Origin of the sequence: Aeoliella mucimassa, assembly GCF_007748035.1 — a bacterium.
Taxonomy (GTDB): Bacteria; Planctomycetota; Planctomycetia; order Pirellulales; family Lacipirellulaceae; genus Aeoliella; species Aeoliella mucimassa.
The window spans coordinates 3,182,673-3,199,929 of record NZ_CP036278.1; the positions used below are offsets into that span (position 1 = coordinate 3,182,673).

The 17,257-nt window shown below is 59.2% G+C and carries 13 protein-coding genes; 9 read left to right on the forward strand and 4 right to left on the reverse strand.

Annotated elements, in window-relative coordinates; translation table 11 throughout:
• Positions 1-92 precede the first annotated feature (92 nt).
• The 9 genes from Pan181_RS12815 (at position 93) to Pan181_RS12855 (ending at position 10,893) form a co-directional block, all read left to right on the forward strand.
• Positions 93-884, forward strand: a complete 792-nt coding sequence (locus tag Pan181_RS12815) for an ABC transporter ATP-binding protein (protein WP_145247209.1) — start codon at positions 93-95, stop codon at positions 882-884.
• Positions 884-2,698 carry a putative ABC transporter permease subunit gene (locus Pan181_RS12820; RefSeq protein ID WP_145247210.1) on the forward strand — a complete coding sequence of 605 codons (1,815 nt, stop codon included), beginning with the start codon at positions 884-886 and terminating at the stop codon, positions 2,696-2,698. The genes Pan181_RS12815 and Pan181_RS12820 overlap by 1 nt, the downstream gene beginning before the upstream one ends.
• Positions 2,699-2,756: 58 nt before the next feature.
• Positions 2,757-3,608, forward strand: a complete 852-nt coding sequence (locus Pan181_RS12825) for a menaquinone biosynthetic enzyme MqnA/MqnD family protein (protein WP_145247211.1) — start codon at positions 2,757-2,759, stop codon at positions 3,606-3,608.
• Complete coding sequence (gene mqnC / locus Pan181_RS12830) at positions 3,589-4,749, forward strand: cyclic dehypoxanthinyl futalosine synthase (protein WP_145252191.1); 1,161 nt, start codon at positions 3,589-3,591, stop codon at positions 4,747-4,749. The genes Pan181_RS12825 and mqnC overlap by 20 nt, the downstream gene beginning before the upstream one ends.
• Before the next feature lie 53 nt (positions 4,750-4,802).
• Positions 4,803-5,609, forward strand: coding sequence for an ABC transporter ATP-binding protein (locus tag Pan181_RS12835; protein WP_315861142.1), 807 nt, complete (start codon positions 4,803-4,805; stop codon positions 5,607-5,609).
• On the forward strand, positions 5,606-7,867 hold the full coding sequence (locus Pan181_RS12840) for an ABC transporter permease subunit/CPBP intramembrane protease (RefSeq protein ID WP_145247213.1): 2,262 nt from the start codon (positions 5,606-5,608) through the stop codon (positions 7,865-7,867). Before Pan181_RS12835 ends, Pan181_RS12840 begins: the two co-directional genes overlap by 4 nt.
• A gap of 27 nt (positions 7,868-7,894) precedes the next feature.
• Positions 7,895-9,166, forward strand: a complete 1,272-nt coding sequence (locus Pan181_RS12845) for an amidohydrolase family protein (protein WP_145247214.1) — start codon at positions 7,895-7,897, stop codon at positions 9,164-9,166.
• Between the two features lie 678 nt (positions 9,167-9,844).
• Positions 9,845-10,426 carry a DUF2239 family protein gene (locus Pan181_RS12850; RefSeq protein WP_145247215.1) on the forward strand — a complete coding sequence of 194 codons (582 nt, stop codon included), beginning with the start codon at positions 9,845-9,847 and terminating at the stop codon, positions 10,424-10,426.
• A 218-nt stretch (positions 10,427-10,644) separates the two neighbouring features.
• Positions 10,645-10,893, forward strand: a complete 249-nt coding sequence (locus Pan181_RS12855) for a hypothetical protein (RefSeq protein WP_145247216.1) — start codon at positions 10,645-10,647, stop codon at positions 10,891-10,893.
• Here Pan181_RS12855 and Pan181_RS12860 read toward each other — a convergent pair.
• From Pan181_RS12860 to Pan181_RS12875, 4 genes are all read right to left on the reverse strand, one after another.
• Positions 10,883-12,565 carry a SulP family inorganic anion transporter gene (locus tag Pan181_RS12860; protein WP_145247217.1) on the reverse strand — a complete coding sequence of 561 codons (1,683 nt, stop codon included), beginning with the start codon at positions 12,563-12,565 and terminating at the stop codon, positions 10,883-10,885. The two genes, Pan181_RS12855 and Pan181_RS12860, sit on opposite strands and share 11 nt — an antisense overlap.
• Positions 12,566-12,826: 261 nt before the next feature.
• Complete coding sequence (locus Pan181_RS12865) at positions 12,827-14,533, reverse strand: hypothetical protein (RefSeq protein ID WP_145247218.1); 1,707 nt, start codon at positions 14,531-14,533, stop codon at positions 12,827-12,829.
• Positions 14,534-14,638: 105 nt separating this feature from the next.
• A complete protein-coding gene (gene tkt / locus Pan181_RS12870; RefSeq protein WP_145247219.1) occupies positions 14,639-16,687 on the reverse strand; it encodes a transketolase in 2,049 nt (682 codons plus the stop codon).
• A gap of 156 nt (positions 16,688-16,843) precedes the next feature.
• Positions 16,844-17,167, reverse strand: a complete 324-nt coding sequence (locus Pan181_RS12875; RefSeq protein ID WP_145247220.1) for a hypothetical protein — start codon at positions 17,165-17,167, stop codon at positions 16,844-16,846.
• Positions 17,168-17,257: the final 90 nt, after the last annotated feature.

Sequence of the window (17,257 nt, forward strand, 5' to 3'; positions counted from 1 at the left end):
CAATGGGGTTTTGGTGGTAATAGCGATGCGATTGCCACACGGCAGAGATCTCGTTGACCTTCCTGAATTTACTGCTTCGTTGAAATCGCTTGATGGCCTCTATTGTAACATTCCAAGCCGTCGGGCGTGACTACGGAACAAAGCGAGCGGTCGACGACCTGAATCTCGATCTGCAAACAGGAGAGCTGTTTGCGCTGCTCGGCCATAACGGTGCCGGCAAGACCACCACGATCAAAATGCTGGTTGGCCTGCTGCGTCCGCAAACCGGCACCGTGACCGTCGGCGGGTACGACTTGGTGAAAGACACTCGTGACGCAGTGAGTTTGCTCGGTTACGTTCCCGATCAGCCTTACTTGTACGACAAGCTGTCGGGTCGAGAGTTCCTGGATTTCATCGCCGGCATGTACGGCTACGATGCTAAGCAATCGCGGACGTTGATCGAACGCGAGATCGAGCGATTTGGCCTCGCCAGTTTTGTCGACGACTTATGCGAGAGCTATTCGCATGGCATGAAGCAGCGGACCGTTTTTGCCGCAGCCATGCTTCATAATCCCAGCGTGCTGGTGATCGACGAACCGCTCGTAGGACTCGACCCGCAAAGCATCCGGTTAGTGAAAGACCTGCTTCGCACCGAAGTTTCGCAAGGACTCTGCGTGTTCATGTCGACCCACACCCTTGCAGCCGCGGAGGAAATTGCCGACCGCATCGGTGTGATGCGGCAAAGCAAACTGTTGTTCACTGGTACCGTCGACGAACTTCGCGACCAGGTGCCAAGCGAGCAGAAATCGCTGGAATCGCTCTACTTGCATTTGATGAACAGCACCGACGACCAACCATTCGGAAAGTCGACGGACGCGGCCGCTGAGCCAGGGGAGAATATCTGATGGACACCGGTGATCCGGCCCTGATGCTCCCCAATCATACCGTCTCCGACGAACGCGAAGCGCAGCTGTTCTGGCGTATGCGGATTCGGATGTTTCGCTCCACGATGCTCAAACTTTACCGCTCCGCCCGCCTGCGCAGCTCGCTGGTGGTTGCCTTGAGCATTCTGTTTTGGAGCGGTTTGTTCGTCCTGTTCTACGAAGCATTTGTATTTGTTCGCGACAATGTCGGCGGGGCGGGCGACCCGTATCACGCGCAGACATTCAAATTGGTGTTTCACCTGTTCTTCGCTTCGCTGAATGTGATGCTCGTGTTTTCGTCGGGCATCATCTTGTATGGCATGCTGTTCCGCTCACCGGAGACCAAGCTGCTGCTCACGATGCCAGCCCGCGACGAGCGGATAACGTTGCATAAGTTTCAAGAAGCGCTTACCTACAGTTGTTGGGGTTTCATCTTGCTGGCCAGCCCGATGATGCTGGCCTACGGAATCGTCATGCATGTACCTTGGTACTACTACGCGTTGATGGTTCCGATGATGGTGTCGTTTGTGTACATCCCCTGCAGCGTGGGGGCGATTTGCTGCCTGCTGCTGGTGAGCAAGTTTCCTAAACTCAAGGTGGCCATCGTCGCCAGCGTTGCGATGGCCAGCGTGCTGCTGGCCGCCCGGGCGGTTTGGACCACGGTTAACGCTCCTCAGATTCAGCTTTTTGGCAACGAGTGGTTTCAGCAGACCCTGCATCGGTTTCGTTTTACCCAGCTCGAGTGGCTCCCCAGTTCGTGGTTGAGCAATGGTTTGCTCGAAGCGGGGCGTCGGCAACCAATCACGGCCGAGACCACTGGTTTCGATCTGCCGATCGTGCAGAGCTGTTTGTATCTGTCGGTGCTCATCATGAATGCCATGGTGTGTCATCTGCTGGTGATCAAAGCGGGTAAGGCCTGGCTTCGCAGTGCGTACAGCACCATTGAATGCACTCCCAAGCAAAAACGGCAAATCCGCGTTGCTCTGACCGATCAGATTCTCAATGCATTGCTCATCTGGTTTCCGCAACCGGTGCGATTGCTGTTGATCAAAGACTGGCGTCTGCTGCGGCGCGATCCATTGCAGTGGTCGCAGTTCTTGATCTTCTTTGGCCTGCTGGGGTTGTACTTTCTGAATCTCGACCGCTTCCGGTCGCAAGGCAACGATATCAGTTACATTTCGTGGGTGAATATGGTCAGCTTCCTGAACCTGGCGGTCGTGGGGCTGATTCTGTCGACCTTCACCACGCGGTTTATCTTTCCCATGATCAGCCTCGAGGGGCAACGCTTCTGGGTGTTGGGATTGCTGCCGTTGCCGCGCGAAACGATCTTGTGGAGCAAGTTTGTGTTCGCCAGTCTCGGTTCTTGGTTGCCTTGTGGTTTGCTGATTCTGGCGAGTGACTTGATGCTTCAAATCGAGGCCCTCGTCGTGGGTGTCCACCAATTCACCTGCTTACTTCTTTGTTTAGGACTGGCGGCGATTGCCGTGGGGTTGGGGGCCATCATGCCCGACTTCCACGAGTCGTCTCCATCGAAAATCGCCGCTGGTTTCGGCGGTACATTGAACCTGGTGTTAAGTGCGGTGTATATCATCCTGATCGTGGTTTGCACCGCCCTGCCCTGCCATTTCTACCTGATTGCCGGACGGGGCAAGTTTGGCGAGACCTTCCTGCACCCCGACCAATGGCGTCATTGGCTGTTGTGGGGAACCGGTGCTGCGGTGGTGATTGCTGGCGTTGCGACCGTGGTTCCCCTTGCGATGGGACTTCGGGCTTTCCGCAAACTCGAGCTGGAATAGCGTAGGCTATCGAGCTACCGGCACTGACGATTCTGCCCCAGCCCGCTATACTTCTTGCATGAGTACGCCAACGGACAGCGAAACGGTACTACGGATTGGAGCGGTCAAGTACCTGAACTCCAAGCCGTTGGTTCATGGACTGTCCGAAGCCCTCCCCACGGCCGATGTCATCTACGACCTGCCGAGCCGCTTGGCCGACCAGCTCAAGGCTGGCACGATTCACGTCGCGTTGGTGCCGATTGTCGAGTACCTGCGGCAACCGAAGTTCCGCCTGGTGTCGAACGCTTGTGTCGGCTGTCGCGGCCCGGTGCTGAGCGTGAAAGTCTACTTCCGTACCGCTCCCGAGCAGGTCAAAACTCTGGCCCTCGATGAGGGATCGCGGACGAGCGCGGCCTTGGCCCAGGTGCTGCTTTACCAACACGCCGGAGTACGTCCGCAGCTTCAGCCGCTTCCGATCGGCGACCGCCTGGAGGACTCCTCGGCCGACGCAGTGCTGCTGATCGGCGATCGAGCGATGTATCCCCCATCACAGGAATTTCACGCGGTCTGGGACCTTGGCGAGCAGTGGTGCCAGCAGACTGGGCTGCCATTCGTATTTGCCGCCTGGGTCGCCGGTCCTGAGATGCCTTATGATGTGGGGCGTTTGGCCACGGTGCTCGAGCAAGTTCGCGACCAGGGCCTGGCGGCCGTCGACACGATTGCCACCCGCGAATCCACCAAGCTCGGCATCGAGCGAGAATTAGCGTACCATTACCTGTCGGAGAACTTGCACTTTCGCATGGGACCTGCCGAGCAACAAGGCATCGAGCAGTACGCCCGGCGGTGTGTCGAGTTGAAGTTGATCGACGAACCGGTTCCACCCCATCGTTTCCGTTACCATAGCGAATATGATGATTGCACAACCCACTGATAACTCGGCGAGCCCATCGGATTACGACCTCATGGAGAAGGCAGTTGCCGGCGAGCGACTGACTTACGAAGAAGGTCTGCAATTGATGCAGTGCAACGACCTCGCTGCGTTGGGTCGCGCGGCCGACGCGGTGACCCGCCGGCTGCATCCCGAGTCGTACCGTACCTACAACATCGACCGCAACATCAACTACACGAACATCTGCACCGCGGTCTGCGACTTCTGCGCATTCTATCGCGGCCCGAAGTCGGATGAGGGATACGTGTTGCCGATCGAAGAGATCCTGGACAAGGTGAAAGAGACCGTCGAGATCGGCGGCGACCAAATCCTGTTGCAAGGTGGTTTGCATCACGAGTTCAAACTGGAGTGGTACGAGGATATGCTGCGGGCGATCAAGTCGCAGTTTCCTCAGGTGAACATCCATGGCTTCAGCCCTCCGGAGATTTATCACTTCACCAAAATGTCGAAGCTGCCGCTTGAGACCGTGCTCACACGTCTCCGCGACGCCGGGCTCGGCAGCATGCCAGGCGGCGGGGCCGAGATCCTGGTCGACCGTGTTCGCAAGGAAATCACCCGCGGCAAGGTGCTGACCGACGATTGGCTGAACGTGATGCGCGTCTGGCATCAACTCGGCGGTCGTAGCTCGGCGACCATGATGTTTGGTCACGTCGAAACGCTGGCCGAGCGAGTGGAGCACCTGGAACGCCTGCGTCAGGTGCAGGACGAAACCCAAGGGTTCACCGCTTACATCTGCTGGACTTTCCAGCCTGACAATACTGATATGTCTCATATTCCGACCGTGGGTCCTTTCGACTACCTGCGGACGACTGCAGTCAGCCGGTTGTATCTTGATAATTTCACCAATATTCAAGCGAGCTGGGTTACTCAAGGCCTCAAGATCGGTCAGCTCGCCATGCTGCACGGTGCGAACGACATGGGCAGCCTGATGATCGAGGAAAACGTGGTTGCCCAGGCAGGCACCGTGCACTTCCTCACGCTCGACGACATCCGCTCGGCGATCACCGAGCTTGGCTACCAGCCGCGGCAGCGAAACGTGTTTTACCAGCTGATCGACAAGGAAATCGAGTCAATCATTGCAACCGATAAAACCGACACCAACAGCTTGCCAATCGTAAGCTAAGTTCACTTAGTCAACGTACTGCAAAGTTGCCTGTTTAGTTCGCCCTCCTCGTATTGCCATCTCGACGAATGATCGAAGTCATCGGCCTATCCAAGGTATATGAAGACCTGAAGCTTGGGCCACGCGTCGCGCTCGATCGTCTGAGTTTCTCGGCCGAACCCGGCGAGGTGTTTGGTTTGCTTGGCCCTAACGGAGCCGGCAAGACAACCGCCCTTCGGATTCTGGCGACACTTATCAAACCCACTAGTGGAACCGCCCGCATCAATGGGTTTGATTGCGAAACCCAGCCCGAGTTGGTCCGCCATCAAATCGGCTACATCTCGGCCAACGCGGCCATGTACGATCGCATGACCGCCTGGGAAATGGTCGAGTACTTTGGCAAGCTGCATCACCTGGATCCTGAACTGCTCGCCGAGCGAATGCACCGCTTGTTCGATCGGCTGAAAATGAACGAAATACGCGACGTGCTCGGCGGCAAAATGTCGACCGGCATGAAGCAAAAGGTCGCGATCGCCCGCGCGATGGTGCACGAACCACCGGTGCTGATCTTCGACGAAGCAACCAATGGGCTCGACGTACTCGTCGCCCGCTCGCTGCTCGATACGGTTCGCGACCTCCGCGACCAAGGGAAATGCATCATCTTCTCGTCGCACATCATGCGCGAAGTCGAGCGTCTGTGCACACGCATCGTGATCTTGCATCATGGGCGGATCCTCGCCGAGGGGTCTTTGCAGGATTTACATCGCGAGCATGGCCACGACGACATCGAAGAAGTGTTTCTCGACCTCATTAGTAAAGAGGAACAACGCCAGGCTGAGCAGGCGCAAGGCGATTCGGCTGCCATGGAGGCCCTCCGTTGAATTGGGACAATGTAAAACTCGTCTGGCAGCGGGAGATCCGCGACCAACTCCGCGACCGCCGCACGTTGTTTGTCATCTGTGTGCTGCCGCTGATGATTTATCCGATGATCGGCGTCACGTTCAGTCGGATGAGTCAGTTCGTGCGTCAGCACGATGCTACGGTCACCGTGGTGGGGTACGAACAGCTGGCCGACCGCAGCGAGTACCCTGCGTTGGTGTCGGAGGGCAAGTTTGCGACCGAGTTGTTCGACAACCCGAAAGAAGCCGATCGCATCAAGGTGCACCCGCTGAATAACTCGGAGAACGCGCTGGCCGATGCCCGGCAGTTGCTCGAATCGGGATCCACCGACTTGGTGGTCCACTTCCCCGATGGTTTTGCCGCCCGGCTCGACCAGCTTCGCGAAGCGACGGAAAAGGCCGACCCAACCGCCACGTTGTCGAGCGTTGGCGATCCACCGAATCCTAAGCTGTACTACAACACCGAAGATGCCTCGCAGGTGGCTCGCGGCCGCGTGCAGATGCTGCTCGCCCGCTGGCAAGGCAAGATTGTGCAGAGCAATCTCGCGGCAGGTCGCTTGCCGCTCGATGTGACCCGGCCGTTCGAAGTGAAGGCCGAAAACGTGGCCCCCGAGGCGACGCAGCAAGCGTCGTTCTGGGCGAAGTTGCTGCCGTTTATTGTGTTCATCTGCGCTTTGACCGGGGCGTTCTATCCCGCGGTCGACTTGTGCGCCGGCGAAAAGGAACGCGGCACCCTCGAAACCCTGCTCACGAGCCCCGCGGCTCGCAACGAGATCGTCGGCGGCAAGTTGCTCACGGTCATTACCTTTAGTATCGGTAGCGCGCTCTGCAACCTGGCGAGCATGGCATTCACCAGTCAGATTATCATTAATCAGCTCAATCAAATTGCTCCAGCCGGCGAGATGCCGCTTGCTGCTCCTTCGCTGGTGAGTATTGGTTGGTTGTTGGTCGCTTTGGTTCCCATGTCGGTCGTGTTTAGCGCGGCCAGCCTGGCTTTGGCTTCGCTCGCGGGAAGCACCAAAGAGGGCCAGTATTATCTGATGCCGCTGTTCCTGGTTTGCATGCCATTGATGTTGCTGCCGATGATGCCGGGCGTGGAACTCACCCTGGCGACCAGCATGGTGCCGATCAGCGGAATGGTGCTGCTGATGCAAGCTGCGATGGAAGGCAAGCTGCTGCTGGCTGCCACCTACGTGCTGCCGGTGTTGGTGGTGACTTTCGGTTGCTGTGCATTGGCCATCCGCTGGGCGATCGATCAGTTCAATCAAGAGTCGGTGCTGTTCCGCGATGCGGAGAACTTCGACCTCATCACCTGGGTGCGGTACTCCTATCGTCATCGTCCTGAGACCCCCAAGTTGGGGGCAGCGGTGGCCTTGATTAGCTTGATACTCATGGCTCAGTTCCTTTCGCAAAGCGTCGCGATCGATCTTCAGGCCCCCGGTGGGTTTGAAAAAATCCTGCTTTTGAGCCAGCTGCTCTGTATTCTGCTGCCGACTTTAGTGGTCGCTTATCTGAGTTCCAGCTCGCTTCGTAGTACTTTTCTGCTAAAGAATCCGATTCCGTGGAAGTCGATCGTGATTGCTGGCTTGCTAGCGGTCGCGATGGTGCCGCTCGGCACCGCCTTAATGGAGTTGATTGTCTACTTTGTGCCGGTCTCCTCGGAGCTGATGGACCTTATTGCGAAGCTCGGAAATATCGAGGGCGGCCCCGGGATGTCGGTGGGCAAGGTGCTGCTGCTCATGGCCGTTATGCCTGCAATTATCGAGGAATTTGCCTTCCGCGGGGTGATTCTGTCGGGTTTTCGGAATCGGCTACCAGCAGTTTGGGCGGTCGTTCTCACGGCCATTTCCTTCGGGGTTGTGCACGCAACTGCTTTGCAGCAAACGATTTCCGCCGGATTCCTCGGGCTGGTGCTGGGGTATATTGCTGTAAAATCAAAACAAATTACGCCTTGTATCGCGTTTCATATGGGGTACAACGGGTTGCAGTTGTTGCGAACGATCTTCGCTAGCGACCTGGACAAGCAACCATGGGCACACTGGGTGTTCCGGCAGACGGATTCCCCGGTCGTTGGTCTGAGTTTTACCCCTTGGGTGCTTGTACTCATGGCCCTGGCGGCGATCGCTCTCCTTTGGCAATTCGGACATCACCACCGCCAGTCGGCGGGAACGCTCGGATTGCAGGATAGCGGTAGTTCGCCTATGCCAACTGCTGCGCCCGCCGAGGAGTCGGGGGCGTAACCCCCAATTCGAAGGCGTGTAGAGTAGATGATCCGACATTCTGTAATGGAGAGAACGGCCACGGCGATCCGTGCCCGTATTGTGTTCCCTGTCGCTGCTCCCCCGATGTTCGACGGTGTCGTCCACATCGAGGGAGGCAAGGTCGTGCAAGTCAGTGCGAAACCTCCGGCCGGCGTGCCGATCACCGATTTGGGTGATGTGGCCCTGTTCCCCGGTATGGTGAATGCCCATACGCACCTCGATCTGTCGGATCGAAAGCACCGTATCGGCCGTGCTGGCAACAAAATGTCCGACTGGGTTCGCCAGGTCATCAACGAGCGAACCACTCCGAAAAAGAAGCTGGTTGCGGTTGGCAACGGTGCAGCCCAGTCGATTCGCCACGGTGTAACCACCCTGGCCGACATCGCTACGTACGACCCGTTGGAACTGTCGACCAACGAGTGCGGTCCTCGCTCCGTGCGGTTCCACGAAGTTATCGGTTTCTCCCAGGCCCGGGCACCATCGGCCCACTCCGGCATGGTCAAGAAGCTCAAGCGAAGCAAAGCCGAAGGCATGCCCGAGCTCGAGGGCGTCATCATGGAAGGCGTTGCTCCGCACGCCCCCTACACGGTGTCGCCGCCGTTGCTGCGGAACCTGGTGAACACGGCCGCCGAATGGAACGTGCCGGTCGCTTTCCACCTGGCCGAATCGCAGGAAGAACTCGATTTTCTCACCACCGGTGCTGGCGGATTCCAGGAAATCCTCGAAGAACGCAGCATGTGGGATCCATGGGCCGTGCCACGCGGGTCGGTGCCGCTGGACTACCTGCGTATTCTCACCCGCGCCCACAAGGCCCTGGTGATCCACGGCAACTACCTGGAACGCAAAGAGCTGGCCTTCCTGGCTCGCCACCGCGATTCGATGTCGATGGTCTATTGCCCGCGGACTCACAACTACTTCCAGCACGCACCTTACCCGCTGGAAGTGGCCCTGCAGCTTGGCGTCCGCGTGGCGCTCGGTACCGATAGCCTGGCGTCGAACCCCGACCTGAGCATCCTGAACGAGATGCGAATCGCAGCGGCCCGCCATCCTCGCGTGCCGACCGAAACCATCCTCGAAATGGGCACGCTGGCTGCCGCCCACGCGATGGGGCTGGGCCATCTGGTCGGAGCCTTGTCGCCGGGACGTTACGCCGACATGACCGCGGTGCCAATCCCCGACGGAGTGCCCGATGCTCACCAGGACATCCTGCACGCAGTACTCGGCGACACCACCCCGCCCTGCCAAACCTGGCTGTCCGGCGAGACCGTCGACGGTTAATCGCGGTCGCATACGAACCACCCTTCCAGGGGGCTGGGCCATCCGTGGTCTGGCCCCCTTTTTCATGCGCCAGCGGCACTCTCAAACTCTCCCCCTCCACCTCGGTCACTCTCCCCTCTCAGGAGCAGGTTTAGGGTGGGGGCAGCGGGATATCATTCTGCCCCCAATGTGCGGAAATCGATTCGTGGGGGCTTTATTCTCGTCGCGTCCGGGCCGAAGAAATCGCTCTTCCACTAGTTTTCCAGGTGCTTTTTCACCTAGCCGCCCATCCTTCGCGAGCCGTTTCGCCCCACCCCGCTCGTGAGTGGGGGCAATTCGAAATCCTCTCCCCCTCCAGGGACAACGGAGCGCGGACCTTTGTGGTGAGATTTTGGATCGCGGTAACTCGTCGAACTCCTGCAGGATCACCACGTTGTATCTCCTCTTGCACTGACGGGAAGTATACATGTGTTTACTACTCTTTATAGCAAATGCAGTGTCCATTTTCGACAAGAAAAGGGAACAATGGCTCGAAACTTCCCCCTGCCCTGTCTTCTCCACCCGGGTTTGGTTTAAGTCCGCCATGCCAGGAGTCGATAATTTTACCCGGGTGATATGGACGCCCATTTATACCCGGGTACAATTGCGTCGCCGGTGCAGCACACCAGCTCGGCGATCGAACGTAAGAAGGAGTAAACCATGGCGGATGAAGAGAACACGTACACCTCGTTTAAGGGGTATCAGCGAGTCGCCTCGGGCGATTTGTCGAGCATGTTGCTCGAGACCAAGGAGCACATCGAGACTAGCGGAGAAGAATCGCTGCTGATATTCGAGGACACCACCGGACGGCAGGTGGAATTCGACTTCCGCGGCACCGCCGACGAAGTCCTCGAACGCCACGGCGCGGCCAAGCCCCGCGTCGGCCCGGGCCGCCCCAAGTTGGGAGTCACCGCCCGCGAGGTTACCCTTTTGCCACGGCAGTGGGATTGGCTCGAGCAGCAACCCAAAGGCATCTCGGCCACGCTTCGCAAGCTGGTGGACGAAGCTCGCAAGCAAGAGCCCAATCGCGAGCGGGCGCGGCGACTTCGCGACGCGGCGGGCAAGTTCATGTGGGCAATGGCCGGCAACCTGCCCGACTTCGAAGAAGCCTCGCGGGCGCTGTACGCCAACGACTTCAGCAGTCTGCAAGCGAAGATCAGTGACTGGCCAACCGACATCCGCGAACATATTACCCGGTTGCTCGATCAGTGCGCTGAATTGCAGGAAGCGGCTGGTGAGTAATGAATGAGCAATTCGAGTTTCGGGCTCATCAGTGACGTTGCCTCAAGCCGAGCCTGTGTGGTCTATTCGGTAATCGCCCCGACATTCCTTTCCCCCCCAATGGCTAAACCGATGTCCGCTTACCAAGTGAGCAAGCTTGAGTGGCTCGTGGTGCTGGTGATTGTTGGGGGATGATTGTTCTGGCAGTCCCGGCTCCGCACCATCGCGAAACTCACAGTATGTCATGCGACCAGTGCGGCTGTTGCCGGATCGTGATACGCGAGTATCGCTGGTGGAAATTCGCCTCCGAGCGAACCGAAGCGGTAGAAACCTATCGTACTAGCGACGAACATGTGCACGACTGGTGGCTGTACGGCTCGTCGTACGTGTCGTGGAACAAACAGTGGGCGGGCAGCAACGCTAGCCGTATCGCGACGGTCGGCTCGTTTGGCAACCTTGATGGCACCACTGCCTTGCTCAGGTGGTGACTTCGACCGTCAGTGACTGCTGCTCGTGGTGGATCGCGTCCGCCCGCTCGAGCGCGGCGTGGATATGGGGGCAGACGTTCTCGCGGCCGATGTGGGCGAGCACGTGCGCTTGCTGTATGCGGAGCGCGGGCTGCTCGCGGGCGCCGCAGAGCACCAGTTGCCGTCCCGACGCATGGAGTTTATCGGCTAGATCTTCGAGTGTCAGCAGACCGGTCGCGTCGATGGCGGTCATGTTCCGCAGTCGTAGCACGACGATCGGAGCAAAGGTCTCGAGGTGATCGAACAACTCGGTCAGCTTGTCGGTGGTGCCGAACAAGAACGGCCCGTGAATCCGCAGAATGGTCACGTAGTCGGGTATCTGTTTGTCCCGCAAACTGTGCAGGCGACCATCTTCCACGTACTCGCCGGTGACCTTGGTCACGGTGGTGGTCATCGACACCTTGCGAATGAACAGCAGGCCAGCCAGCACCATGCCGACTTGCACCGCGACCGTGAGGTCGGCGAACACGGTGAGCAGCAGCGTGACCAGCCAAACGCTGATGTCGGCCTTCGACATCTTGAGCAGCTTGGGAATCTCGTGCCATTCGCCCATGTTGTAAGCGACCATCAGCAGGATCGCCGCCAGCACCGCCAGCGGAATGTACGAAGCCAGCGGGGCGGCGAACAGCAGCACCGAAAGTACGACCAAGGCATGGATCATGCCGGAGACCGGGGTTCGCGCGCCGGAGCGTACATTGGTGGCCGTGCGGGCGATGGCCCCCGTCGCGGGCAATCCGCCGAACAGCGGTGAAGCGATGTTCGCCAGGCCTTGGGCGACAAGTTCGACATTGGGATTGTGTTTGTCGCCGCTCATGCGATCGGCCACCACGGCTGACAGTAGCGATTCGAGCGCCCCGAGCATCGCCACGGTAAACGCGGGCACCAGCAGCGGGCCAATCATCGACGTATGGAATTCCGGTAGTGCAAACGTGGGGAGTCCGCTGGGGATGCCGCCGAATCGCGAGCCAATGGTCTCCACCGGGATGCCTAGGAGCCATACAACCACGGTGCCAAGCAGCATGGCAACAATTGCCCCGGGGACGCGTTTTACGTACTTGCGACAGAGCACCACCACGAGCAAGGCAACGCTAGCCACCAAGGTGGCCGATAGCGAAAGACTCGATAAATTGGCGGCCAGCACCCGCATGCGGTCGAGGAACTCGCCGGGGACGTTTTCGATTTGCAGCCCAAAGAAGTCCTTGATCTGCGTGCTAGCGATGAGAATGGCGATGCCATTGGTGAAGCCGATGACCACCGGGCGAGGGATAAACCGCACTGCGGCGCCGAGTCCGGTGATGCCGAGCGCGACGAGCATCAGCCCGGCCATGATCGTACAGACGAACAGCCCGTTGAGCCCATGGTCGGCGACGATGCCGAACACGACCACCACAAAAGCCCCGGTGGGCCCGCCGATTTGCACGCGAGAACCACCGAGCGCCGAGATCAAAAAGCCAGCAACGACCGCGCAGTAGATACCGACTTCGGGGGCCACGCCCGACGAAATGGCAAACGCCATCGCTAGCGGCAACGCAACCAACCCGACCGTAGCGCCTGCTAGCAGGTCGGCCAAAAAAGCCCGCGAATCGTAACCCCGCAGACAATCGATCAGTTTGGGGCGAAGGTTCTTATTCAACTCAGATTCCTCTATGGAGAGTGCCTTAGCGGGATCACTCCCTGAATTTCGGCAGAACGGACCGTCGGCAATAGTTGCCTCTATCCGAAGGGCTGTCGCGGTGAAGGTGGGCAAAAGGCCATCGGCCTGGCGGGAATTGGCACGAGTGAACACACCACTCGTAGCAAGTCTACATCGTCGCTTGTTTGCGGGAGAAAAGATAGCGCCCGACGCCAGTTACTCGCTGTGTCTGGCGAGCAGGTAACCGAATCGGCTATCGATTTACCGCCCGTTACCGCGATCGGCCTGGTTGCTTCGCTGGGGAGAGTTCCAGAGCTTGGCCATGGCCTGCACCACGTCGGCTGGCAACTTGGTCTCGATCACCAGCGTCGAATCGTGCGTGGTAGCGGTCACCACCAAGTCGGTCGGGCTGGCGAACTCCTGCGGAGTCCAGCCACGGATACCTTCTTCAAACTCTTTGCGTTTGCAGTCGTTAAACCAGTCTTGCAACGCGGCGGGATTGAGCGTGACCGACCAGGTTGCTTCCCGCGTTGCCGTCGGCTTCTCGGAATCGAGCTTGGCGATCAGTTCGTCGCGAAGCTTGTCGGGCAGGTCGGTAAACAACACCCGCGACTCATCGAGCGGCAAGACGTCGATCGCCCACACGCCGTTGCGGCCGTACAAGCGGTCCATCACCTTGCGAACGTCGGGCGTGTTGGCCTCGCGAAAGGCATCGGACAGATCGACCGTGTACCGCCGGCCCTGGCGCTCGCCCACTTTGAGCGGCTCGCTACCGAGGTAGAAATCGACTTGCCGTTGCGACAGTTCGATCATCCGGTTCCAGTCTTTTATCGCTTCGTCGACCGATTCGAGCAGTTTAGCCGCATCGCTGGTGTTCACCAGCATGGCCGAGTTGCTCATCACCGGGTAATCGTCGGTCGGGGCGATCATCATGGCTTGCACCCCTTGGATCTGGTCGCTCACTTTGGTGACCGACTCGCGATAGCCACGGAACTCCTGCGGACGAAGGTAATTGATGCCGAAGTCGTAGGAGGTGACTTCGAACCGATCGAGATAGAGCTGCACGAAGTCGGCTGTCCAAGGCGATCCCCAAGGGCCTTCACCGCTGGTGATAATGCGCTGCGAGCCGAGCACCAGCGGCGAGCGTTTCCACTCGGCGGCGGGGAACTCCACCTCGCCCGCCCGCTGGGTCACGTAGCGGAGGGCGACCGATTGGTCGTCGTCGATGTCGGCCGTGAGCACCATGACCTCGCAGCTTTCGCACAGATGGTTGATCGCGCCGCTGTAGATGCGAATCAACGACTCGACTTGCTGCCAGTCGGTCCAATCGATGGAACGTCGTTGTAGTTGACGATAGCGGGTCGCTTTCTGGTACGGCGATTCGGAGCGTGCTAAGGCAATGGCCTTGAGCTGTACGACTCCGGTGCGGGTAGCGATGACACTGGCCAGTTCGGAGCCGACGAGCTTTTGCAGTTCGGCCGACTGTTCGGCTGGCATCGGGTTGAGGTGGGTGAAGTCGTCGAACGGGTTGGTCACCAGCGCCCAGTTGCCGCGCGAGGTAGCCATGAGCTCTTCGCCAGCCAGGGTGAGCGGAGTGACTTCGATGCCGGCATCGCCATCTCCAGCGTAAACGAAGGTCTTGTAGTCGGTAACCGGCAGCAGGAGGAAGGGAACGAACTGCTCGCCATCGAGCTGCATCATCCCGAGCACGAATTCGCCGGAGCTGTCGACACCATCAAAGCTGGCGGCCAACTGGCCGAGCGGCGGCAGCGGCCAAGCAAACTCCTTGGCCAGCGGCACGACCTTCTGGTCGAGCTCGTCGAGCTGCGCAACGCGCAGGGCCACCATGGTCGAGGCCGGGAGCTGCGCGAGTACCGATGTTGATTCGCCGGCCATCGCAACACCGGCGTTGGGTGCGAAACCGAACGAACCAGCGATCACGGCGACACACAGTAAACGAATCAACATGCCAGGCTCCTTTGCATACGGGATTCCACAGTCCTTGGCCGAGTCCGGAGGTCCAAGGAGGATCGGGCATGCTGCCCTGGTACTATTGTGTACTGTTTGGGCCGATCAGGCTAGCTGATTCTTGGCGGCTTCGACCACCGCAGCGGTGGTAATACCGCGATCCTCGTAGACCAAGCTGTACGGAGCCGAGGCACCAAAGTCGTTCATGCCGATAAAAGTGCCCTCGAAACCGAGGTATCGGTCCCAGCCCTGGCGAATGCCCGCTTCGACGCCCACCCGGTTTTTCACCGCGGCCGGCAGCACACTTTCTCGATAAGCAGCGTCCTGCTGCTCGAACAGTTCGAACGATGGCATGCTCACTACCCGAGCGGCGACGCCATCGGCGGTGAGTTGCTCGTAGGCTTCCACGGCGAGCGAAAGTTCGCTGCCCGTGGCGATCAGAATCACGTCGGGCTTGCCACTTTTGGCGTCGGCCAGCACGTAGCCACCTTTGGCCGTTCCAGCGGCCGGGGCAAACTTCTCGCGGCAGAGCGTCGGCAGGTTCTGACGAGTCAATACAAGAGCGACCGGCTGGGTTTTGCTGGTGACAGCCACCTTCCAGGCCTCGACGCACTCGTTCGCGTCGCCAGGACGCAGGACGATAAGGTGTGGAATGCCTCGCGCGGCCGAGAGTTGCTCGACCGGTTGGTGAGTGGGACCATCTTCGCCGACACCGATCGAGTCGTGGGTGAACACGTATACGAGCGGCAACCCCATGATCGAGCTCAACCGCATCGACGGACGCAGGTAGTCGCTGAACACGAAGAACGTGGCGACGTAGGTCCGCAGACCAGCGAGGGCCATGCCGTTGCCGGCGGCGGCCATCGCGTGTTCGCGAATACCAAAGTGCAGGTTGCGGCCCGCGTAGCTCTTGGGACCGAAGTCGCCGGCGTCGGTGAGGTTGGTGTTGTTCGAAGGAGCCAAGTCGGCCGAACCGCCGATGAGCCAAGGCAGGTTCGGCGCGAGGGCGTTGAGTGTCTTGCCCGACGAGCTTCGGGTGGCCATGCCTTTTTCGTCGGCCGGGAAGACCGGCAGGTCCTTATCCCAACCCGCAGGCAGCTCGCCGGCGAGGATCGCATCGAGTTCGCCCGCCAGGTCGGCGTATTGCTTGCGATAGTCGGCCAGCAGCGCTTCCCACTTCTCGCGAGCTTCTGCTCCGCGGGCACCAAGAGTCGCGGTGAAATGCTCCTCGACTCCATCGGGCACGTAGAATTTCTCGTTCGGCCAGCCATAGTTCTTTTTGGTGCCGGCGATTTCTTCCTCGCCGAGCGGGGCGCCGTGGGCACCGTGGGTGCCGGCCTTATTGGGAGCACCGAAGCCGATCACGCTCTTCACGATAATTAGCGTGGGACCGTGCGTGTCTTGCTTGAAGAGTTCAATCGCTTTGGATAGCGCCGACAGGTCGTTCGCATCGTCGACCCGGCAGACCGTCCAGCCGAGGCCCTCGAACCGCTTGGCGACGTCTTCGCTAAACGCCAGGCTCGTATCGCCTTCGATGGTGATTTCGTTGTCGTCGTAAATCCAGCAGACGTTGTCGAGCTTCAAGTGCCCAGCGAGCGAAGCGGCTTCGCAGGCAACGCCTTCCATCAGATCGCCGTCGCTGCACTGCACGTAGATTTTGTAATCGAATAGGTCGAAACCATCCTTATTATAACGCGACGCGAGCCACTTTTGGGCCATCGCCATGCCGACGCTATTTGCACACCCCTGGCCGAGTGGGCCGGTGGTGGTTTCGACCCCCGCGGTGTGCTTGTACTCAGGGTGACCGGGAGTCTTGCTGCCGAACTGGCGGAACTGCTTGAGATCGTCGACCGTCAGCGATTTCTTGCCAGTCGATTTGCCGCTGGCATCCACTTCGTGCACGCCGGCCAGATGGATCATCGAGTAGATCAACATCGAAGCATGCCCGCACGAGAGCACGTAGCGATCGCGATTGGGCCACAGCGGGGCGGCGGGATCGTACGTCATTTGGTTGGCCCAAACCTCGTAAGCAATAGGGGCCAGAGCCATCGGCGTACCAGGGTGACCGCTATTGGCGGCCTGCACGGCATCCATCGAGAGCGTGCGAATGGTGTTGATGGCGAGTTGATCGATCGATTCGGTGGCTGTGGACATATCGAACGGCTATACGAGGAAAATGGGTCGAAAGTATTCGCCGGTAGTCTATCGGCATTTCACGCAAAGTGTCAACGAACCGCGGGGGCAGGCACCGAATCGTGCAATACCGATTCCCTTGCCTGCAATCACCAACTTCTCGACATTCGCTGAACGTTAAGGTTGCTCCTCCGCTTTCCAACCACCTTGGGCGGCGGCCTGGTCGGCGATCTTTAGTGCCTGGTTCAGGCTATCAATCATGCGTTGGGTGGAGTCGAGCGCCTTGCGCATGGCAAGCTCTCCCTCGGCACGCTGCTGGTCCGTTAGATCAGTACGCTGCAAGGCATCTGCCTGCGCCTGGTCGAACGCCTGCTGCATCTTGGCAAACAGTTCTTCGGCCTGCTCGCGAGCAGCAGCCGCGCGTAGCGAATCGTTTTGGGCGTCGTTCAGCGAGATGGCTTTGCTCCGTAGGTTAAGGGCCAGACGAGGGCGATTAGGCAAACGTGGTCACAATTTTCAAGCGATCGGGCTCGATCGCTCAACACATCGACAGCACTTGGACAACTATACGCGGATTGGCAAAAACCGGAA